This is a genomic window from Hespellia stercorisuis DSM 15480 (genome assembly GCF_900142165.1).
Taxonomy (GTDB): domain Bacteria; phylum Bacillota; class Clostridia; order Lachnospirales; family Lachnospiraceae; genus Hespellia; species Hespellia stercorisuis.
The window spans coordinates 1-22,543 of record NZ_FQZY01000064.1 but is presented as its reverse complement, the minus strand read 5'-3'; the positions used below and the strand labels follow the sequence as shown (position 1 = coordinate 22,543).

At 45.7% G+C, this 22,543-nt stretch carries 16 protein-coding genes; all 16 read right to left on the bottom strand.

Annotation, left to right across the window (positions count from 1 at the left end; translation table 11 throughout):
- Positions 1 to 320: 320 nt before the first annotated feature.
- The 16 genes from BUB85_RS16665 to BUB85_RS16590 all read right to left on the bottom strand — a co-directional run bounded on the left by BUB85_RS16665 (position 321) and on the right by BUB85_RS16590 (position 21,963).
- A complete protein-coding gene (locus BUB85_RS16665) occupies positions 321 to 1,256 on the bottom strand; it encodes a glycosyltransferase family 2 protein (protein WP_073112584.1) in 936 nt (311 codons plus the stop codon).
- A 97-nt stretch (positions 1,257 to 1,353) separates the two neighbouring features.
- Positions 1,354 to 2,913, bottom strand: a complete 1,560-nt coding sequence (locus tag BUB85_RS16660) for a glucosyltransferase domain-containing protein (RefSeq protein WP_073112582.1) — start codon at positions 2,911 to 2,913, stop codon at positions 1,354 to 1,356.
- A gap of 22 nt (positions 2,914 to 2,935) precedes the next feature.
- Positions 2,936 to 6,691 (bottom strand): GBS Bsp-like repeat-containing protein, encoded by a 3,756-nt coding sequence (locus BUB85_RS16655; protein ID WP_073112580.1) that lies wholly within the window; start codon positions 6,689 to 6,691, stop codon positions 2,936 to 2,938.
- A 165-nt stretch (positions 6,692 to 6,856) separates the two neighbouring features.
- A complete protein-coding gene (locus BUB85_RS16650) occupies positions 6,857 to 7,774 on the bottom strand; it encodes a nucleotidyltransferase family protein (RefSeq protein ID WP_073112578.1) in 918 nt (305 codons plus the stop codon).
- Positions 7,775 to 7,778: 4 nt separating this feature from the next.
- A complete protein-coding gene (locus BUB85_RS16645) occupies positions 7,779 to 8,042 on the bottom strand; it encodes an HPr family phosphocarrier protein (RefSeq protein ID WP_073112576.1) in 264 nt (87 codons plus the stop codon).
- A gap of 22 nt (positions 8,043 to 8,064) precedes the next feature.
- Positions 8,065 to 9,306, bottom strand: a complete 1,242-nt coding sequence (locus tag BUB85_RS16640) for a CdaR family protein (protein ID WP_073112574.1) — start codon at positions 9,304 to 9,306, stop codon at positions 8,065 to 8,067.
- Positions 9,296 to 10,165 carry a diadenylate cyclase CdaA gene (cdaA, locus tag BUB85_RS16635; RefSeq protein ID WP_073112572.1) on the bottom strand — a complete coding sequence of 290 codons (870 nt, stop codon included), beginning with the start codon at positions 10,163 to 10,165 and terminating at the stop codon, positions 9,296 to 9,298. Before cdaA ends, BUB85_RS16640 begins: the two co-directional genes overlap by 11 nt.
- A 63-nt stretch (positions 10,166 to 10,228) precedes the next feature.
- Positions 10,229 to 11,428 (bottom strand): hypothetical protein, encoded by a 1,200-nt coding sequence (locus BUB85_RS16630; RefSeq protein ID WP_073112570.1) that lies wholly within the window; start codon positions 11,426 to 11,428, stop codon positions 10,229 to 10,231.
- Positions 11,429 to 11,431: 3 nt separating this feature from the next.
- Complete coding sequence (locus BUB85_RS16625; RefSeq protein WP_073112568.1) at positions 11,432 to 11,824, bottom strand: hypothetical protein; 393 nt, start codon at positions 11,822 to 11,824, stop codon at positions 11,432 to 11,434.
- Positions 11,825 to 11,882: 58 nt separating this feature from the next.
- A complete protein-coding gene (locus BUB85_RS16620; RefSeq protein ID WP_242945465.1) occupies positions 11,883 to 12,509 on the bottom strand; it encodes a ComF family protein in 627 nt (208 codons plus the stop codon).
- A 53-nt stretch (positions 12,510 to 12,562) separates the two neighbouring features.
- Positions 12,563 to 14,779: an SF1B family DNA helicase RecD2 gene (recD2, locus tag BUB85_RS16615; protein WP_073112564.1), complete on the bottom strand. Its 2,217-nt coding sequence runs from the start codon at positions 14,777 to 14,779 to the stop codon at positions 12,563 to 12,565.
- Positions 14,780 to 14,828: 49 nt separating this feature from the next.
- Complete coding sequence (gene mreB, locus BUB85_RS16610; protein ID WP_073112562.1) at positions 14,829 to 15,818, bottom strand: rod shape-determining protein; 990 nt, start codon at positions 15,816 to 15,818, stop codon at positions 14,829 to 14,831.
- 150 nt (positions 15,819 to 15,968) lie between these two features.
- Complete coding sequence (gene uvrA / locus BUB85_RS16605; protein ID WP_073112560.1) at positions 15,969 to 18,815, bottom strand: excinuclease ABC subunit UvrA; 2,847 nt, start codon at positions 18,813 to 18,815, stop codon at positions 15,969 to 15,971.
- A gap of 115 nt (positions 18,816 to 18,930) precedes the next feature.
- Positions 18,931 to 20,919 (bottom strand): excinuclease ABC subunit UvrB, encoded by a 1,989-nt coding sequence (uvrB, locus tag BUB85_RS16600; RefSeq protein WP_073112558.1) that lies wholly within the window; start codon positions 20,917 to 20,919, stop codon positions 18,931 to 18,933.
- A gap of 179 nt (positions 20,920 to 21,098) precedes the next feature.
- A complete protein-coding gene (locus tag BUB85_RS22105; RefSeq protein ID WP_084534095.1) occupies positions 21,099 to 21,587 on the bottom strand; it encodes a flavodoxin in 489 nt (162 codons plus the stop codon).
- A 163-nt stretch (positions 21,588 to 21,750) separates the two neighbouring features.
- A complete protein-coding gene (locus BUB85_RS16590; protein WP_073112554.1) occupies positions 21,751 to 21,963 on the bottom strand; it encodes a hypothetical protein in 213 nt (70 codons plus the stop codon).
- Between the last annotated feature and the right edge of the window lie 580 nt (positions 21,964 to 22,543).

The following is a 22,543-nucleotide window of genomic DNA, read 5'->3' as shown; positions in this document are numbered from 1 at the left end:
ACCAATTACCGAAATAATATCGCAAAACAGGTTTTAAAAATTCTCTGTTTTGTACAAAAATTAATTAGTTCCCCAAGGGGGTTCTGAACAGTTACAAATAATGAAAGAAATGATTTGCAACCATCATAAAATCAACTATTCCACGGTCCTGTTTCTTTCGTTCACGTTTTTCTTTCTTTGTCATTCGTAAAAACCTCCTGTGCGAAAAATTTGTTACTTATATTTTACCGCACAAGAGGTACTCCTGCTTAGATTCTGGTTATTTTATTGCGAAAAGTTTTTATTCCTCAACGCTGTATTTCTGCTTCTTATACTGCTTTTTATTCTTCTTTTCCCCGGATCATCTCGATCATACATAATTTTGCCTCAAAATCCTGCCTGTTCTTTTCCACAAGTGTCGAGAGGATCAATCCGGTAAACAGGGACTGAATCGAGACAATGAACATAAAGCCACTCACAATGAGTGTCGGGAAACGCAGTACGAGTCCGGTTTTCATGTAAGCTGCCAGCACCGGCACAAACAAAATCACAGCGCAGATACACAGGAGCAGTGAAATCACTCCAAAGAAACTCATCGGCTTATAATTTTTATACAGTCTTCCGATCGTTTTTAACACTTTAAAACCATCCGAATATGTATTTAATTTTGATTCACTTCCCTCCGGTCTGTCGCGGTATTCAATGATCACATTCTCCACCAGCATGTTTTTATCAATTGCATGAATGCTCATTTCTGTCTCAATCTCAAATCCTTTTGACAAAACCGGAAAACTTTTTACAAACTGATAGCTGAATGCTCTGTAGCCCGTCATGATATCTCTGATGTTGCTCTTAAACAGACGGTTGATCGTCCCCCGCACCAAACTGTTTCCCCAATTGTGAAACGGTCTTTTGTTTTCCTCAAAATAGGTGGAAGACAGACGGTCACCGACCACCATGTCCACCTGTCTCTCCAAAACGCTTGCGACCATCTCCTTCCCGTATTCTGCCGGATAGGTGTCATCTCCATCTATCATAATATAACATTCTGCATCGATCTCGCGAAACATCCGCCGGATCACATTGCCCTTGCCCTGCTGATATTCATGTCGCACAACGGCTCCCGCCCGCTCTGCAATCTGTGTCGTATCATCTGTAGAATTATTGTCATATACATAAATAACGGCTTCCGGTAATTCTCTTTTCCAGTCCGTTATCACTTTCTCCACGGTCCTGCTCTCGTTGTAGCAAGGCACCAATACTGCTATTTTATCCATTTATCTATTCTCCCCGTTTTTTATTCCCATCTATTCTACATCATGTCAATTCAACAGGCAACCCCCCTATTTATTTTGAATTTAACATTGTCTCCCGTCACTGGACATCATTGAGTTTTACAATAATTAATCCATCCTGATATTTTACAGAGTCTTCATCCGGCCAGCATTCCATTTTCCCGGCTAATTCTGCCGCCTTCTCCGACTCTTCTTCCGTCGGAAAAATATATGGGTATCCCAGATACTGGAACAGATAGGTGGCCAGCTGGCCCTGTCCGCCATATTGGAACCACGAGATTCCGATCACACTTTCATTGACGGCCGTAGCAGCATATGGTCCATGGTTTCCCACAAAGACAACCGGATATTCCGGCACTTCTCCGTACCCCAGATTTTCTACCCTTGTTTCGATCTTATAAGCCATATTTAAGTCCTGCTCATACTTCCTGTTTTCCAGTGCAAACAGCCTTGCTGTCACACAGCCCTGTTGAAAGGCGATCACAAATGCGATCATTACTCCTGCATATCTGATCCATTGCCTGTCGACCAGCCAGACCATAAAATAAAGCAAAAATGCTGTTGTGAACTGGTAACTGAACTGCATCCTCGGGCTCAATGCATCCCCCAGATACACAGAAAGCAGGAACGGGGAGATCACGAGTGCCACAAACGCCATAAGGAATAACAATGTATTTGACTTTTTATACTTCACGACCACAAATGCAATGCATACCACCGCCATCACTACCATTACGAGAAACCATTTACTGTAAAAGATATCTTCTCCCAAGATAGCAAGCTTTATATAATTTTTTATATTTGCAATACATGTTTTTACGTCCTCGCTCCGCCACAGGATCTTCTCATCCAGATATGTGGTCGCACAGTATATTTTTCTTATGATTTTATTCAGCACGAAATATACTGCGAATCCGCTGACAAAAGTGACCAGGTACTTCACCACTGCCATCCGGAAAAACTTCCGGTCATACTGCCGTGTTCCTCTCACATGTCCGACATACAGCAGAATATACACGGCAAGCACTGCCGATATATAAATATTGATAAATGCCTGATACGATGCCATATTCCAGACCATGCAGACCATTCCCAGTACCAGATATATCCAACAGTCCGGTTTGCAGATCCATTTAGTTATCGCTCCCACAGACACCGCGCACACTGCCATCAGGAATGCAATTTCACAGCTCTGCAGCATATATACAAATTGCTCCGCAAACAGGGGTGATGTGAGAAAGATCACTGGGAAAATACAACTGGTAATACTCTTCCCGTGTCTTCCAGTTGCGGCCACAGTCAGAATGTAACTCCAGACCAGCGAGAAGAAATATATACCGCAGACCATTAAAAATGCCGCAATATAATCGCAATAGGGCACTAACCCGAAGATTTTTTTCGTTACCACCAGGCCGAATCGTCCTATGCTGATCCACTGTGTCAAAAGAGAGTCGGGATCACACGCAAGAACGGCCGTATCCATGAGTATATCCTGATGGAACAATTTGCCGCCGTAAGCCAGCAGTGTGAAGAACCCCACACAGATAAGCAGCAGCCGGTTCTGCTCCAAATACGATAGAAACCCTTTGATATCTTTTGTCAATTCCTGTAACTGTTTCCCACTTTCTTTCTTTTCCATTTGATAGTCCTCATTCATATTCTTATTTTGTCTTCAATACTCCGATCATTCCCACAATCGTATAACCATATCCTTTTGCTGTCGCCCAGCCCCGTCCCTGTGGATTCTCCTGAATACCGAGCCACTGCACATACGGTGCGCAGTTTCTTGTCACCAGACTAAAGCGCGGATCTACACATGCTCTCTTCAGTGCCTTGTTGGATCCGTATGCCTTCAGATGCTGGATCTGAGCCCGGATTCCTGTTCTGACATTCGCAAAGGATGCTCCAGCCGCTCCTCCGTCTGTTGCTCCGAGACCCGCGAAATTGTATTGGCTGATCTTCACCTGTCCGCCGAACCTCAGCCATCCCGTCTCGGTCATAGCCTGACAGAATGCGACTTCCGCCCGGACCCCTTCCGCCTTTGCCTCATCGTAATACATCTGACAGAAGGTTGTGATATCCCCTGCGCCGCCGGCCGACAACGCTGCTGCCGGATACTTTGCCCCTGATGCCTGAAAATATTTTACCATCTGCGCCACCGTCGTTGTCGTACTTCCCATAATGGTATAATTTGTTGTCGGTTTTACGCTCTGTGTCTTGCTCCCAACAAAACTCCTGCATCCGTTTCCGGCAGTTACATATACATGTACCTGATATGTCCCGGTATTATTGTTGTGATTTTTCGGATCCACCGTGACTTTGTATGTCCCGTTTGACTGTTTGGAAGCCGTATACCATTTAATATCACTCTGATTTTTTGTAGACCAGACCGGAACCTGTACCTTGCTCACGCCGGATTTTGAGACAATATTGGATACCGTAACATTAAATTTCCCGGTGGAACTGCTGTATCCGCTTGTCTTTACAGTTGCGGTCGGTTTCGATACGGTAAATGTCTTTGTGCCGATATTCTGCTGTGTTCCATCCGATTTGGTGGCGTAGACGTGCACATTGTATTTCCCGACACTCTTGTGCCTTGAAATGTTTACAGACGTTCTCCACGTTCCGTCAGACTGGCTGGTTCCGTTATACCAGACCAGATCATCCTGTCCCTTTTCTTCACTCCAGACTGCAAAGGAAACTGCTTTGACCGTACCAAGCTTGTTCACATTGCTCGCTTTCAGCCAAAACGTTTTTTCTGTTTTTGCGCTGTCTCCTCCTGAGATTATCACATTCGGCTGCTGCACGCTCTGTGTTTTCGCCCCGACATTCTGCTGTATCCCATTGCCCGAAGCGATGTAAACGTGGATTTTATACTTCCCGACTGCATATCCATGATTTTTCATATCGACCTTCACCTGGTAACTGCCGTCCTTTTGTTTTGCTGCAGTATACCATTTGATGTCACTCTGATCCTGTGCGCACCAGACCGGAACATATACCTTTGATACGCCTGACGGACACACAATTTTATTAATCTTCACAAGAAATGTCCCGGAGTTTTTCACATAATTGCTCACGGTTATGGACGCACTTGACGGCGTCACATTAAATGTTGTTTTATTCATGAAGACCATGCTCTTTTTGCTGCCGATCACGGCGTAAGCATGGACCTGATACCGCCCGGTCGTCTTGTGTCTGCTGATGTTAGCCGTCACACTCCACTTCCCGTCACTGCCTTTTTTTGCATCATACCAGATCAGATCATCCTGATCGCCTGCATCGCTCCAAACAGCAATCTTTACTCCCTTTAACTGTGAAGGACTCCTTTTGATCGTAGTTGTCAGCTTGAACTGCTTCTCACTGGAGGTTGTCTTCGCGGCTTTTACTGTTGCCGAGGAGCCCCGCATATTCGTTGTCACACTTCCAGCCATGCGCTGCTGTCCACTCATATCTGTTATATAAACATGTGAATAGTATTCTCCCGTGTTATTGTTATGGTTGGAAAGCTTAATATCAATATAGTACACTCCGTTTCCTGCATATTTCGGCTGATACCACACGATATCGTCCTGTCCGTTCGTCGCGCTCCAGGTCGGTATATATATCTTGCTCACATTGTAGACTGGCGATACTCCTGAAAGCTTCACGCGAAATGTTTTAGAAAAATCATTCTCGTGTGACGATGTAACGGATGAGACAGTGGGAACCGTAACATTCTTCTGAATGGATGCATAGATTCCCTTTGCATCAGCAACACCGAGCTGTTTTAAAAAGCTTTCCTGTTTCAGCCTTTCCGCATCATTCGCGCTGTCGATAAACGCATGCTCAACAATCAGCCCCGTCATACCATACTCCTTGCTCAAACGATTTGTCAGGTAGTAGTCATCCAGATTCCCATTTGAATCTGTCTCGCCAGTTGTGCAGTTCCTGATTTTCGCACCTCTGTTCTGCAGACCAAGTGCTTCCAGCTGCTGAAGAATTTTTTCCGCCATGTCTTTTCCCTGCTGGCTGATGTCAGAATTATAGCTTTTATTCGGATAATACACCTCCGCACCGGTTGCGCCTCCGCCTCCGCCGGCATTGAAGTGAAGGTCTACAAAAATACTTGCCCCGTGCTGCGCGGCGGAGATCACCCTCTGATTCAGGCAATCACCGACTGTCGATCCAGGATAAGAGCACGCCTCCGAAGGACGCACCATATAGACGGATATCCCTGCGTACTTTTCCAATTCCTGCTTGCAGTAGTTTGCAACCTTCAAAGTAAGCTGTTCTTCATGCAATCCATACGCCGCAGCGCCCGTATGTGTGGCATCATGTCCGGCACAGATCGCCACCACTGTATTGCTCCGCGCGGTTCCTGCACCAACATCATCAAGCGCATTCACAGAGATTTCCGCATCCGTGTCCACTTCTCCTGTATCCGTTTCTCCCGGATCCGCTTCTCCTGCACCCGCTTCCTGCACAGTGCTTTTCACCACATCTTCAATGTCCGCCGTATCCCCAGATAATTCGACCGCATTTCCATCGCCATCAATTGAATACGCCGTCACTTCTGGAACATCCTCTGCCTGATCAGCCGCTGCCTTTTCTTCTGTTTCAGGCTCCGCTGTCACCTGAAATCCAGCCTGCAGCTCCTGACTGTTAAACTGTGTCGTTATCTCCTCCTGTATGCCGGTCAGCTTATATGTAATACCGGTCAGTTGATAGCTGTCTTCATCCGAACCTTCCGGGTATTCCCTGGTAAACAGCGCTGTATTGTCACAGATCTGTTCTGCATCCATCTCATAAGTCTGGCCTGTGCGCTCAGATACCATGCTTAATCTGGCAGACTCCAGTTCTATCCCTTCATCCGAGAAGGCAACCATAATATTCTGTGTTTCCGGAATATTGACCATCTGCTCATCTACATATATATACGCAATCTCTTTTTCGGCCTCAGAACTCTGCGATGCGCTGTTCTCTTCTTCTGGCATTGCCTGCTCTGCTTTCGTGGTGTCTGTCTTCTCTGATACATTTTCTTCTGTCCCAGTCCCCGAAGCCATTTCCTGATCGTTCTGACCTTCTTGGCCGCTCTGATCTGTTTGACCACTCTGGTCTGGCTGGCCGCTCTGATCTGTCTGACCGTTCTGATCCGTCTGACCGTTCTGATCCGTCTGACCGCTCTGATCCGTCTGGCCGTTCTGATCATCTGACACTTCTGATTTTCCCGGGGCATCCGTTTCTTCATTTATACTGCTCTGCTCTTCTTCCGACTGTGTTTTCACACTGCTCCCGACGTTTTGCCCCGCCTCTTTTGTCACTGTTGTCTGGCTGATTGGATTCTCCCCTTCAACTGCAGACACATTTGTGCCCATAGATGTGCATAACAGCATCACTGCCATGAAAGCCGCCAGCCTCTTACTTCGTTTTTTCATACTCCACTCTCCTTTGTATTCTACTCCGCAACGCATCTTTTGTTTTTGAAACATCTAAAGTCATGATAGCACAATGTGCCTGCATTTTCAACAAAGTCAAAAAGTGGAAAAAACCCCTGTTCAAAGGATTTCCCCACTCTTTTTTCAGCGACATCCACGCTTCTCTTATTTATACAGCACAGACGGATACACGCCCGCATCCACAAGTCCGCGAACCGCACCTACAACTGCTTCTTTATCTTCTTTGTAAGTAACCCCAAACCACTTATCATTTGATTTGAGAACTCTTACTCCAAGCTTTCCTTCTTCCAACAGGCCGCCGATAATCGTTGGCAGCAGATATTCCGCTTTCAAATTGCCTTCCTCTACACCACTCAGAAACTCTGTGAATCCGTTCTCCAGAATTTCAAAGAAATCCGGCTGCAGTCCCCACATATTCATGGATACCGGCGATTCTACATTGATTGGCTTTGATCCGGCCTCAGTTTCCACGACCGCACCATTTTCTGTCTTTACAATATTCGGTGTCTCCACGATATCCGCGAGCATTCCCGCTTCGTCTACGCTGCATACACCGCGGGTCACTCCGCCGTTCTCACTCAAAGTATTCTTAAGCACGAATCCGATCATGCAGATTTCTTTTTTCACGTTTTCGTGGGAAGAAGTCAGATAGCGATACCCTTCCACAAATGCTTCTTTTCCATAATAGTCATCTGCATTAATAACCAGGAATGGTGCATCCACAACGTCTTTACAGCAGAGGATCGCCTGTCCCGTTCCCCACGGTTTCGTGCGCCCTTCAAATTTTTTCTGATAATCTGCCGGAATATCATTCAGTTCCTGATATGCATACGCCACATCAATAACTTTCTCTATCCGGTTCCCAATTACTTCCTTAAAATCTTTCTCCAGATCCCTGCGGATTACAAATACAACTTTATCAAATCCAGCTTCCATTGCATCATAGATAGAATAATCCATAATGATCTCACCATTTGGACCTACCGGTTCCAGCTGTTTGATTCCTCCGCCAAATCTACTTCCAATACCAGCCGCCATAATTACCAATGTCGCTTTGCTCATTCTACTATTCTCCTAATCCTTCCTCAATCACTTCAACCATACCTTTCATGGCCGCTTCCTCATCTTCTCCGTCACAAATAAGATCAATCTCATCTCCGCTTTTTACACATGCCCCCAGAACACTCAGTACACTTTTTGCGTTAGCGATGGAATTTTTAGTCTCAAACGTTATTTTGCTGTTATACATCATAGCTGTCTTGCAGAATAATCCTGCCGGTCTCAAATGTAATCCTGTCGGATTCTTAATCGTTACTGTCTGTTTAATCATGATTTCCTCCTATTGTTTAATGCTACTTTTTCGTCAGTGTCACTTTCACTGTCGGTGTTCCATTTATTGTGACGCCTGTCGGTGTTTCCACTTCAACAGGTACCTCATAAGTTCCAGCCGTTGTATACGACTTCAGATTGATAAACGCTGCATTCTTAATGTTCAGGGTGTCCAGCACATCCTGTGATCCGGTAAACTCAAGCGTCAGATCATCCATTGTTTCAAACTGTGACTTCAGCCCATCTGTAAGATTTGTGACCTTGATTGATTCCACCGGCAGCTCTATCGTCTTTGCTTCTGCTGCCTCCACCATCACCGTGGCGATCACATTATTGGCTGTCTTATCTACCAACTCCAGTTCTTCCGGCAGATACTTGGATATATCAATTACAAATTGCTGCTTTCCGCTCAGACCATCCAGATTGATTTCATCCGGATTAATTGTCAAAGTATCCAGTTCAGCAAGATCTTCCTGTGTTCCAGCCACCTGAACTGTTTCCGGCTCACAGGTAAGTCCTGTATAAACATAGCCTTCTGCCGGTGTTCCCGAAACGCTTGCAGCTATCGTAAGCTTCTTTGTATTCAGTACCTGGACATTCACAGTCACGCCTTCTTCGTCCAGATTATTATTCAACAGCGTCTGATCCAGTACATTTCCTTCTGCATCGTATAAAATCAATTCTGCTTTCAGTGTAGAGTCTTTTCCCAGTCCAGACACGTCCACTTTCGCGACTGCTTTATCAATCTGCTTCACCAGGGATTCAGATCCTCCGATGGTAATTGACTCCGGATTTGTCTTCATATCGCCCAGAACATATCCGTCACGCAGTGTTCCTGTCGTACTGACTGTGAGCGGGAATGAATTTTTCGTTGTGTCTTCAATTGTCACCTGCAGATTATGCGGACTGGATGTAGCAGATACATACTTCCCCTCATATCCTTGTACCGCAACACTGATCGGTACCAGCGATGACAATTCCATCTCACTCATATCCGCCGTTGCAATAATATCACTGGCTGTTATTTTAGACAAAACCGAGCGCTTTGCATTAACCGTGACGCTGACCAGTTGTGTGTTATCATTAATCTGATACGTTTTTCCTTTGTTGGTGACAACCTCTTCATTCTTGACAGTTACCGGAACGCTCCGGTAAATCATACTATCTACGGGATCATCCACATTTACAACTACAAGCCATAAAAGCATGGCAAAAAATATAGCTATAAGCTTCAGACCCAGGTTCTCGGTCAATTTATGCCTCATTTTTTTGCCTTCCTTTCCACTTTGACCACCGCTTCGAATCCGGAACTTTATACTGAATCTGTTCCAGTCTGGTCGCCAGGTACTCCGGTGTGATGTTTCTCGCAAGCTGTCTGCCCATCGCAACCGATACCTGTCCTGTCTCCTCTGAGACAACGATGATCAACGCGTCACTCACCTCACTCATTCCAAGTGCCGCACGATGTCTTGTTCCGAGATCCTTGCTGATCTGCATGTTCTCTGACAGTGGCAGATAGCATGTAGCCGAAGTAATCCGGTTTCCCCGAACAATAATTGCCCCGTCATGCAGTGGTGTATTGTGCTCAAATATATTGAGCAGAATCTGCGTCGAAAGTACACAGTCCAACTCAATTCCTGTATTCTCATACTCTGTCAGTCGGATTGCCTGCTCCACAACAATCAGAGCACCGGTACACACCTTCCCCATCTCGAAACATGCCTCTACCAGAGCATCCAGTGTCCGGTTCGTAAATCTCTGATTGTCTTTGCCCTTGTCAAAGACGAGAAAATTGGTCAAAAGATTTTTTTCGCCCAGTTTCTCCAGTGCGCGACGAAGCTCCGGCTGAAAAACGATAATCGCTCCCGTTGCAAGCACACCGATGGACCCCCTTGCAAGGTATAAAATTGTATGCATTCTGAAAATTGCCGCCAGCAAAATAAATATGCCGAGCACAATCATTCCTTTCAATAGCATCCACGCCTTGGTGTTCTTGATCCAGAGCATAATTTCATATACTATAAAGGCAACAATGATGATTTCAATAACATCCGTAACATGCACATTTGGAAAGTACATCACTTTTATATAATTGTCAAAAAACTGTGCGATACGCTGTTCCATCCTGCCCCTCCTGTCTGCCATATTCCATGCTGTTATAAATACTATAAAATAAGAATACTCCTCTTATTTTCTGCCGGCTCTATTGTTCGTTCCATTCGCGCTGTTTGTCCGGTTTCCGTTATTTCTGTTTGCCGCATTCTGGGATGTATTTCTGTTTCCTGATTTTCCCGGGGTGCTTTGTGTTGATATTCCAAGATCTTTATCCAGACTTTTTTTGAATAAAATCTCATCCGCATTTTTACGTTTCCACGTTGATGCCGCTTCTTTCTGTGCTGCAGGTATCTTCTGTTTCATCGCAACTTTTCTGATCGCGTCGGTATCAATCGTCGTGGTTTCTTTATGCTCGTTGATTTTTTTGATTTTTTTCACCGGTGCCGGAACCATAATCTTCGGCACTGCCTTCACATAATAATAGTATTCATCATCCTCGAACTGCATACGTTCTGTTCTCGAATAATCTACTGTAAAGATAAAAAACTCCAGTGCTGCTCCAAGTGCGATCGCAAAGATACTTCCAAAAATCAGCCCCACGTACGCAATATGTATATCAAATGTAACATCTCCGATCACGATCACAATCACATTGATGATTGCACCGGTCACGATTGCAACCTTCCACGAATGATCTGCAGACTTTGTTCGAATCGTATACACGACAAGGAGGCAGAGAGCAAATGCCACCACGATCACCCACATCTCTTTGTTCTGAAGCACCTGTTTTGCAAAAGCGGTAAAGTTCTTAACCATGCTGTCCGCACTGGTTCCCTTCAGTGCAGCCGACGATCCCTTTACATAATGAAGCATGTAGTACACAATTGAACCGCATGCTACCGGTATTGCATAGACTGGAGTTCCCACAAGACCAAAAGCTATCGGTATAATATAAGGAATTTTAAATGCGAATGCAATCGGTGTAAGAAGAACCAGCCATGCTTTTTTCGGTGTGAAACGGAAATAGAAAATATACATCACCAGAAAAATTGCTCCCGCAACCGCTGCAACCGGCAGCGACAATGCGTAAAAGTGAGCAAGAATCAGAACAGATGCGGCGATCACCATCACCGTCAAGGGCAGAAATGCACAGACCGCAGATAATCCTATCGTGCACAGCATGGATGCGGCTGCTTTCATAAATCCGATGTTGGAATTAATCAGTCCAAATACCGCCAATCCCAAAATGAATTTTAACGCCTTTTCGACATATACCGCATGTTTGGCATATAACATTTGTAGTTCTTCTTTCCAGACAAGTATTGTACTCATTGATTATTTCTCCTTCATATACAGCTTTCCCAGACGGGATAAATCACGGTAATATTTTTTTACACGCTGCTTCGCTTTATTGTGTTTTGCTTTGTAAAACTGATTTGCGGCGATCGCGTATATAATCACCAGGACAACATATACCACCACAACGCCCACGCAGAGCGTAATTGTTTTATTAATCGTCAGATTTTTCATGATCGCATCCATATTCCCCAATGCAACCAGCCCCACAATTATCCCATATCCTACGGTCAGCCAAAGCACTGTGATCAATGTATGCAGGCTGGAATAATCCTTTCTGTAATAGCTGCTGATTTTCAGATCTTCCTCCTCCAGCTCCCCTTCGTTTGCCGCCATCTGTGTCATCAGCCGTACTCTGTCTTCATTTAACATTCTATCACCTCAACGCGATTTTTTCTAATTTAAACATCGTTTTTAGTATAACATACACTCAGAGCCCTTGTCCAATGCTTATAGTCAAAAAGTAGACTTTTTGCGCTCCTCTCTTTTTCAGTAATTTTGTAATTTCTTCTACGGTACTTCCCGTCGTATATATGTCATCCACGATCAGAACGTTCCCCGCAGGTTCCCACTCCGCATCAATTGCAAATGCAGATGCTATATTTTTCCGTCTGGCCCTCCCGTCAAACTTCTTCTGCGGGATTGTCTTTTTAATACGGTATATGCACTCAGCATTCACAGGTATCCCCATTCTTCTCCCGATACCATCCGCCAGCAGCTCTGCCTGATTATAGCCACGTCTTCTTCTCTTTGCCGGGTGCAGCGGTACCGGTATAATTTCTTTGATTTGCCATTTCTTTAGTGTACCCGAATACACCCGTACACATTCCTTCGCGAAAATGTCTCCGTAAATCCGTTTGTTGTGAAATTTAAAATCATAGACCGCCCTGCTCACCGGCTCTCTGTGCAGCCACAGACTTCGTCCCTGCTCATATGAGAATTTTCGTTTTCTGCAGTCCGGGCAGAACTCTTCTTCCTCATTTCGAATCGGTTTCCCACATTTCATACAGCGCGGCTGGTGAATGTATTCGATCTTTTCTCTGCATTCCTCACAGATATCGTCTGCCCCTATCCTGCCACAGCATGGACAGACCGGCGGATAAACCAGCCTTAAAATTCCCGAATACGCTCGTCTAAACTTGTAAAACGCTTTTGCTCGTTTTCGTTTTGTATCATCTCCTGAAATGTTTCTTCACTCCCCACAATTGTAAGACATTTCTTTGCTCTCGTAACTGCCGTGTACAGCAGGTTCCGGTTATATAAAAGCTTCGGTCCCGGGAGCAGCGGAATCACCACAGCCGGATATTCGCTCCCCTGAGATTTGTGAACTGTGATTGCATACGCCAGTTCCAGTTCATCGAGCATGGCAAAGGGGTACTTCACTTTCCGCCCCTCGTCGTACTCTACTTCCATGATCTCTGTATATGTATTGATCTCCGTAACAATTCCCATATCTCCGTTGAATATCCCCAGTCCTTTATCCACAGTCAGTCCGAATTTCGTGCAGACTTCCCACTCCAACTGGTAATTATTCTTAATCTGCATCACCTTGTCTCCCTCGCGGAAGATCCGGTTTCCGGCTTCCCGCTCGGTCTTATTCTTATCCGGCGGATTCAGATATCTCTGCAAAATGGAATTCAGCCGTTCCACCCCCAACAGCCCTTTCCGCATGGGTGTCATCACCTGAATCTCCGTCGGTGCCGCATTCACATATTTGGGAAGTTTTTTCTGAATCAGAGTGATGATCACACTGATGATCACATCCGCCTCCTGCCGTTTCAAAAAGAAAAAGTCCCTGCCCTTGTTATTCAGAACAATGTGTTCTCCTGCATTGATCTTATGAGCATTCATGACAATGTCGCTCTCCCCCGCCTGGCGAAAGATTTTCGTCAGCTTCACCACCGGGAAACACCGGGAATCAATAATGTCTTTCAGCACGCTCCCTGTTCCGACCGATGGGAGCTGATCCACATCCCCTACAAGAATCAGCCTTGTTCCGACCATGATTGCAGACAGCAGTGCATGCATCAGCGGCAGATCCACCATGGACATCTCGTCGATGATGATCACATCTGCCTCCAGTGGGTTCTCACGGTTCCTCATAAATCCGTTTGCGCTGCCTTCCTCCTCCGGATTGCCGCTGACCTCCAGCAGTCTGTGAATCGTCTGCGCTTCATATCCGGTCGCTTCCGTCATGCGCTTTGCAGCACGTCCGGTAGGTGCTGCCAAAAAGATATCCATATGCTCCGCAGCAAAGAACTGGATCATGGTATTGATGGTCGTTGTCTTGCCGGTTCCCGGTCCTCCTGTCAGCACAAGAAGTCCATGTTTGACGGACTCCAGCACTGCGCGGTGCTGCATCTCATCCAGAGACAGAGATTCCTGCTCCTCCACCGATCTCAGTCTTTTTTCTATCATATCCTCCGGCATCTCACAATCAATATTCAAATCGTGAAGCATCTTTGCCGTGTTTAATTCTAAATAATAATAATGCGCCGGATACACGCGTACCACATGTGTGTCGCTCTCTTCCTTCAACACCACTTTTTTCTCCATCGCCAGATCCATAATATACTTTTCCATCGCGTCCGCCGAAACTCCCAGCAGCTGGCTTGCTCTCGCCAGCAGAATACTCTGGGGCAGATAAATGTGTCCCTGATTCACACTCTGCATCAGTGCATAGAACAGACCACTGCGGATTCGGAAATCTGAATCGGTGTGGATTCCCACTCTGGATGCAATTTCATCTGCCGTTTTGAATCCGACGCCTTCCACATGGTCCGCCATCTGATACGGATTTTCCTCCACTACCCGGTACACTTTCTGTCCATAATACTTATAGATCTTTGCAGCCAGCGTTGTCGAAATTCCGTATTTCTGAAGGAAAATCATGGCCTTACGCATGTCCTTTTTCTCTTCCACCTGCTCTGCAATCTCTCTTGCCTTGCGCTCACTGATTCCCTTCACCTCGGCAAGGCGCTCCGGTTCTTCCTCGATGATGCGGAAGGTATCCTCTTTAAATCGTCTCACGATTCGTCCGGCTAGTGCAACGCCAAGACCCTTGACTGCGCCCGATCCCAGATACCGCTCGATGGACACCAGGTCCTCCGGCTCTTTTTCTTTTGATGAGCTGACCTTCAGCTGTGTGCCGTAAATATTATGATTGATATACTCTCCGGTCAGTTCCAGCATCTCGCCTTCTCCCAGATAATGAAAATTTCCAACACAAGTAACCTCTCCTTCATCATTGGAGAGGTTAAACACGGAATATCCATTATCTTCGTTTCTGTAGACGATATGTTCTACATATCCTGTCACTGTTTCCAAAGTCTCATTTCCTTACGCTGTACATTTTCTATTTTTCCTAAAAGTCTTTTTAAAAATCTTTTCTTCCGCTCATAAATTCAACGAACTGTCCCGTTCCGATTGCAACAACTTTCATCGGGTCTTCTGCCGTCATCGTGTTGATTCCGGTTTTCTCCTCAATCAGCTCTTCCAGTCCCCGAAGCATAGCTCCGCCGCCTGTCAGCACAATTCCCCGATCGAGAACATCCGCTGAAAGCTCCGGCGGGGTTCTCTCGAGAACTCCGATTACAGCCTCCACGATCTGGCTGGATGGTTCACGCAGTGCTTCTTCTGTCTCTGAAGAAGTCACCATGACCGTTTTTGGCAGTCCCGTAACCAGATTTCGCCCGCGGACCTCCATCGTTTCATCCTCGACCAGCGGGTAGGTCGTCCCAATCTTTATCTTAATATCCTCTGCGGTTCGCTCTCCGATCAGAAGATTATGTTTCTTACGCATAAAACGTACAATTGCCTCATCAAAATCATCACCTGCGATCTTGATAGAGGTATTCACCACGGTGCCGCCAAGTGAAATCACTGCAATATCCGCAGTGCCTCCGCCGATATCAACAATCATGTTTCCGCATGGCTTCGCAATGTCGATTCCGGCTCCGATTGCTGCCGCAACCGGCTCCTCGATCAAATGTACTTCTCTTGCACCTGCTGCAAATGTAGCCTCCTCAACTGCCTTTCTCTCTACCTCTGTACATCCGCTCGGTACGCAGATGCTGATACGCGGTTTCTTAAAGGTCCTTCTGCCGATTGCCTTCTGTACAAAATACTTGATCATCTTCTCTGTCACGGTGTAGTCCGAGATAACGCCCTGTCTCAGCGGACGGACTGCCACGATATTCCCGGGCGTCCTCCCCAGCATCAGACGCGCCTCCTCACCGATTGCCTTAATTACATTTGAGTCTCTGTCAAAAGCAACCACAGACGGCTCTTTGATCACAACGCCTTTTCCTTTTACGTATACCAATACACTTGCTGTACCTAAATCTATTCCAATATCTACTGCCATAAAAAACTCCTTCCCGAACTTTTATTTCTATAATAAATACTTTTCGTCTTCTTTTGTATTTTTCACCTGTATGATGGGCCTGTTTTATAATTGGGCCTGCACCATATTATAGAAGAAAACAGCCGAAATGGAAAGACTTTTTTTGCAATTTTACTTTTTATTAAGGATTTCCTTTATATATTTCCCTGTATATGAATTTTCATTTTCTGCAACCTTCTCCGGTGTTCCGGTCGCCACGATCGTGCCGCCCTTGTCTCCACCCTCCGGTCCCAGGTCTATGATATAGTCTGCGGTCTTGATCACGTCCAGATTATGCTCAATCACAATCACTGTATTGCCGTCCTCTGCCAGTCTCTGCAGAATGTCCGTCAGCTTGTGCACATCGGCAAAATGAAGCCCTGTCGTCGGCTCATCCAGAATATATACGGTCTTCCCTGTGCTGCGCTTGCTCAGTTCCGTTGCCAGCTTGATTCTCTGCGCCTCTCCGCCCGACAGGGTCGTTGACGGCTGACCGAGACGAATGTAGGACAGGCCCACATCATTGAGCGTTTCCATCTTGCGGCGTATTGTCGGTATGTGTTCAAAAAACCGCAGTGCTTCCTCCACCGTCATATCCAGCACATCGTAAATACTCTTTCCCTTATACCTCACTTCCAGCGTTTCGCGATTATAGCGCTTTCCGCCGCACACCTCGCATGGAACATAGACATCCGGCAGGAAATGCATCTCAATTTTCAGGATTCCATCTCCCGCGCAGGCCTCGCATCTTCCGCCCTTCACATTGAAGCTGAAACGCCCTTTTTTGTAGCCGCGCGCTTTCGCGTCAGCAGTTGCCGCAAAAAGATCTCGGATCATATCAAACACGCCTGTATACGTTGCCGGATTTGATCTCGGTGTTCTCCCGATTGGCGACTGGTCGATATCAATCACCTTATCAAGCTGGTCAATGCCTTCTATTCTCCGATGCTTTCCCGGAATCGTTCTCGCTCTGTTCAACTCTTTCGCCAGTGTTTTGTAAACTATTTCATTTACAAGAGAACTTTTTCCTGACCCCGACACTCCCGTGACGCAGGTCATTACTCCCAGCGGGATCTTCACATCAATATTCTTCAGATTGTTTTCCTTCGCTCCCACTACTTTCAAAAAACCGGTCGGTTTCTTCCGCTGTTCCGGTACCGGTATCCTGACTCTGCCGCTCAGATAGTCACCGGTAATAGATTTTTTGCATTTCATGATCTGCTGTGCCGTTCCGGCTGCAACCACCTCGCCTCCATGCTCTCCTGCTCCCGGCCCGATATCCACCACATAGTCGGCCTCCATCATGGTATCTTCATCATGTTCCACCACGATCACGCTGTTCCCCAGATCACGAAGACGCTTCAATGTTCCGAGCAGCTTGTCGTTGTCTCTCTGATGAAGCCCGATACTCGGTTCATCCAGAATATAAGCCACACCGACCAGACCAGAACCAATCTGCGTCGCCAGACGGATACGCTGCGCCTCTCCTCCCGACAGACTTCCGGTCGCGCGAGCCAGGGTAAGATAATCCAATCCCACATCAATCAGAAAACGGATTCTTGCGCGAATTTCTTTTAATACCTGCTCTCCGATTGTCAGCTGAGTCTTATTCAACTCCAGCTGCTCCAGAAACTGCTGCAGCTTTTCTACAGATATATCTGTCAGCTCCGCAATGTTCTTCCCGCCAACCGTCACCGCAAGCGCTGATTTCTTCAGTCTTCGTCCACCGCATTCCCGGCAGGGCGTAATCTGCATGAAGGTTTCGTACTCCGCCTTCGTGATCTCGGAGTGGGTCTCACGGTAACGGCGTTCTACACTCTTAATCAGTCCCTCAAAAGCGACATCGTAGACACCTTCGCCACGCTGCCCTTTGTAATAGACCTTCACTGTCCTGCCGTTGGTTCCATATATCAGAATATCGTGAATCTTCTTCGGATATTTTTCAAATGGTGTCTCCAGACTGAAATGATACTCCTGGGCCAGTGCATCCAGGATTGCGCGCGTATAACTCTTCTTGTCTGTACAGGACTGCCATCCCAGAACGATGATTGCACCCTCATCAATACTGAGCTTTTTGTCCGGAATCATCAGGTCCTCGTCAAACTCCATCTTGAATCCCAGTCCGAAGCACTCCGGGCAGGCACCAAACGGATTGTTAAAAGAAAAGCTTCTCGGTTCAATCTCCTCAATACTGATTCCGCAGTCCGGGCAGGAAAAACTCTGGCTGAAATTGATCGGCTCTCCGTCAATCACATCCACCTGCAGCAATCCATCCGAAAGTGCCAGCACACTCTCCACCGAATCCGTCAATCGTTTTTCAATCCCCGGCTTCACGACCAGACGGTCAACGATGATCTCGATGTCATGCTTGATATTTTTATCTAATGTAATCTCCTCCGTCAGCTCATACAGATTCCCATCGATTCTGACACGGACATAACCGCTCTTTTTCGCTCTCTCCAGAATCTTTTCGTGACGCCCCTTCTTTCCGCGCACGACCAGCGCCAGCAACTGGATTCTGCTCCCCTCCGGCAGTCCCATAATCCGGTCCACCATCTGATCCACGCTCTGCTTCTCGATTACCTTTCCGCATTGTGGACAATGTGGAATCCCTACACGGGCATAGAGCAGACGGAAGTAATCATAGATCTCCGTCACAGTGCCGACTGTGGATCTTGGATTATGATTGGTCGACTTCTGGTCAATAGAAATGGCCGGTGACAGCCCTTCAATGCTTTCCACATCCGGTTTTTCCATCTGTCCCAGAAACTGTCTTGCATAGGAAGACAGTGACTCCATGTATCTGCGCTGCCCTTCTGCGTAAATAGTATCAAATGCCAGCGAGGACTTCCCGGATCCTGACAACCCGGTCAGTACTACCAACTCATTTCTCGGAATATCCAAATCAATGTTTTTGAGGTTATTCTCCTTGGCTCCTCTGATCTTAATATATTGCTTGCTACGTATTTTTTCGGCCATTTCCAATCTGCTCCTTCATCTTTATTTCAGTCAAGCGGATATTCTGAATCCACTTTGTTACTTTCCCGTAACCTTACGCAGCTTTTGTAAGGTTATTCTACAATCTGCCATTCTCTTATTTTGTCATTTCGTTCAGATATTTTTTCAGCTCCACCAGCTTATCTCTCAGCTCTGCCGCCGCCTCGAAGTTCAGCTCTGCCGCCGCTTTCTTCATCTGTTTCTCGAGATCCTTCACCAGTTTTTCCAGTTCTTTTTTACTCATGGATTCCGGATCCTTCTCCATGCGGAACTCTTCCTCCGCAAGCTTTTTGGAAATGGTAATCAGGTCGCGCACAGACTTCTTGATTGTCTGCGGTGTGATTCCATGCTCTTCGTTATACGCCTTCTGAATCTTACGGCGCCGCTCTGTCTCGTCCATGGCAAGACGCATGGAATCTGTGATCTTATCCGCATACATGATGACATGTCCGTCCACATTACGCGCTGCTCTTCCAATCGTCTGGATCAGAGAGGTCTCAGACCGCAGGAATCCTTCCTTGTCCGCATCCAGAATAGCAATCAGGGTAATCTCCGGAATATCCAGCCCCTCTCGCAACAGATTAATTCCCACCAGGACATCAAACACATCCAGACGCATGTCACGGATAATCTCGGACCGTTCCAGTGTGTCGATGTCCGAGTGAAGATACTTCACGCGAATCCCAAGCTCCCGCATATAATCTGTCAAATCCTCTGCCATGTTCTTTGTCAACGTGGTGACAAGGATCTTGTTCTTCTTCTCTACTTCTTTATTAATCTCGCCGATCAGATCATCGATCTGCCCCTCCACCGGACGCACCTGCACCTCAGGATCCAACAGCCCTGTCGGACGGATCACCTGCTCTGTTCGCAGAAGTTCGTGCTCATGCTCGTACTTTCCGGGCGTTGCCGACACAAACAGAATCTGGTCGATCTTGGATTCAAATTCCTGAAAATTCAATGGTCGGTTGTCCTTCGCAGAAGGAAGGCGGAATCCATAGTCCACAAGTGTCGATTTTCTGGACTGGTCACCGGAATACATTCCACCAATCTGAGGAATTGTAATATGAGACTCGTCCACCATGATCATCAGGTCATCGGGGAAGTAGTCAATCAGTGTATGAGGCGGCTGCCCTGCCTCCAGATTAGACAGATACCGTGAGTAGTTCTCGATCCCGGAACAGAATCCCGTCTCCCGCATCATCTCAATGTCAAAATTTGTCCGCTCCGCAATCCGCTGGGCCTCCAGCAGCTTGTCCTGCCGCTTAAATTCCAGAACACGTTCCTCCAGTTCTTTCTCAATTTGCTTTGTCGCACGATCCAGATTCTCCCTGGATACCACATAGTGAGACGCCGGGAAAATTGCAATATGATTCAGGGAATTTTTGATCTCACCCGTCAGGACATCCAACTCGGTGATCCGATCAATCTCATCACCGAAAAATTCCACCCGAACCACAGCTCCATCCGATCCGGACGGAAAGATCTCCAGAACATCCCCCCGCACGCGGAATGTTCCACGCTTGAAATCCATATCATTCCGGTTGTACTGAATATCAATCAGCTTGCGAATCACGTCGTCCCGATCCTTCACCATACCCGGGCGCAGCGAGATCACCATGTCCTGATAGTCGATGGGACTACCCAGACCATAGATACAGGATACGCTTGCAACAATAATCACATCTCTCCGCTCTGAGAGGGCTGCTGTTGCCGAGTGGCGCAGTTTGTCGATCTCATCGTTGATCGCAGAATCCTTGGCAATGTAGGTGTCCGATGACGGTACGTATGCCTCCGGTTGGTAATAGTCATAGTAGGAGACAAAGTATTCCACTGCATTATTGGGAAAGAACTCTTTGAACTCCCCATAGAGCTGTCCGGCAAGCGTCTTATTATGTGCGATGATCAACGTCGGTCGGTTCAGTTCCCTGATGACATTCGCCATCGTAAATGTCTTCCCTGAACCGGTAACTCCCAGCAGCGTCTGACATTGGTTCCCTTCTTTGAATCCGGCTGTCAGTTCTGCGATTGCCTTGGGCTGATCGCCAGTCGGTTTGTACTCCGATACTAATTCAAAATGATCCACGAGAGGCTCCTCCTTTATGAATCTTACGCGTTATCTACTTCTTAACATATCAAAAAATCATTATGTTATTCACAAAAACATCTGTTGGTATTATACCAAAGAACAAAATAAAAGTACAGAGCAAATTCGAATGTTTGTTCTGTACTTTTTCACTTTCTGATAAAAGACTACTTTTATACTTACAAACAGCTTTTTAGAATATCCAATACCTCATCATGGGTCAGCACCTTGTAACCCCCTTCCATTATAAATGTTCCATCTGCAATGCCGGTCAGCATATCTTCTGTTGCTCCCAGTTCACGAAGATTCCTTACAAGACCCAATTCCTTCATCCAGCCTTCCATTTTAGAAAGACCTTCTTCAGCAATCCGTTCATCACATTTTCCATTGGTATCAACTCCCCACACATTCACTGCGAAACGACAGAACTTTGCCAGGCCATAGGGCATAATATACCGATAATAAGGCAGCGATACTGCTGAAAGCGTCATTCCATGAGTTGCGTCAGTGTACGCGCCTACGGACTGTCCAAGCATGTGAACCATCCAGTCTGTGCTTTTCCCCATTCCACTGCCGCCGGAGGTAGCAAATGGAATAATCGTTTTACCGGAAAAATCATAACTCTCCAAAAAAGTATTGATAATTGTCAGAGCCACATACCACCAGATGGGGGATTAATCTTTAGTACTTTCCCATCCTCCTTGATTTTAAAGGCTTTTTACACAATACACGTGTTCTTGAAACATTACTGTGTTCCTGCGTATCAAACGGCGTGCACATTTCATATAAGTGAGCATACTGTTTCTAATACTCTTATATAAAAATAAACTTTTACTTTTCAAGATCCATTAACATATTATCTAATATTCCTTCTAATATATCTCCTGGAACCCCTGCTCTACTTTTTTCATCAATCAGCTTAATTACTTCATTATCAGATAAACATATGATAAGTTTTCCATTTTCCCTTAAGCATCCCCTTGCTGCTTTCTGTGCATTCTCATCGGCACCTTTTCTAGATAATACAACTGCAACTTTTCTCAATGCTTTCTCATATAAGTACTTTTCTGTCGTATATATTTCTTTTTGTGTTATCTTATCTGTGTAATTTTTAAACTCAAATACAATATATTTGGTATTAAAAAATTTCTGTATTGTATCGAAAAATTCTTTTAACTCACCATGCTTAATTTTACAGCAATAATCAAATCTATATAAACCATCATTAGATTTTTTTTGTGCACCTAGAAATTCTAAGTCGTCAGAAAAAATATACCTTAAAATATCGTAACTGTTCAGAACCCCCTTGGGGAACTAATTAATTTTTGTACAAAACAGAGAATTTTTAAAACCTGTTTTGCGATATTATTTCGGTAATTGGTGGATAACCAATTGTTTGTGATTGAATAATTTAATTCATTGTGGATTACTCTTTCAATCTTTCAAATAACTCTGATTCAAAGCCAAATTCTATGGCTTTTGAATATATTTAACAACAACTGAACATTGAAAAACATTACTTATCCACAGTCATTTTCACCATAGGTGAATCTATGTGAATTCGCTTTTTTCCTGAGTTTTTAGTACAATGGAGACATAAAACACAAGGAAGAAGGTGGTCTGA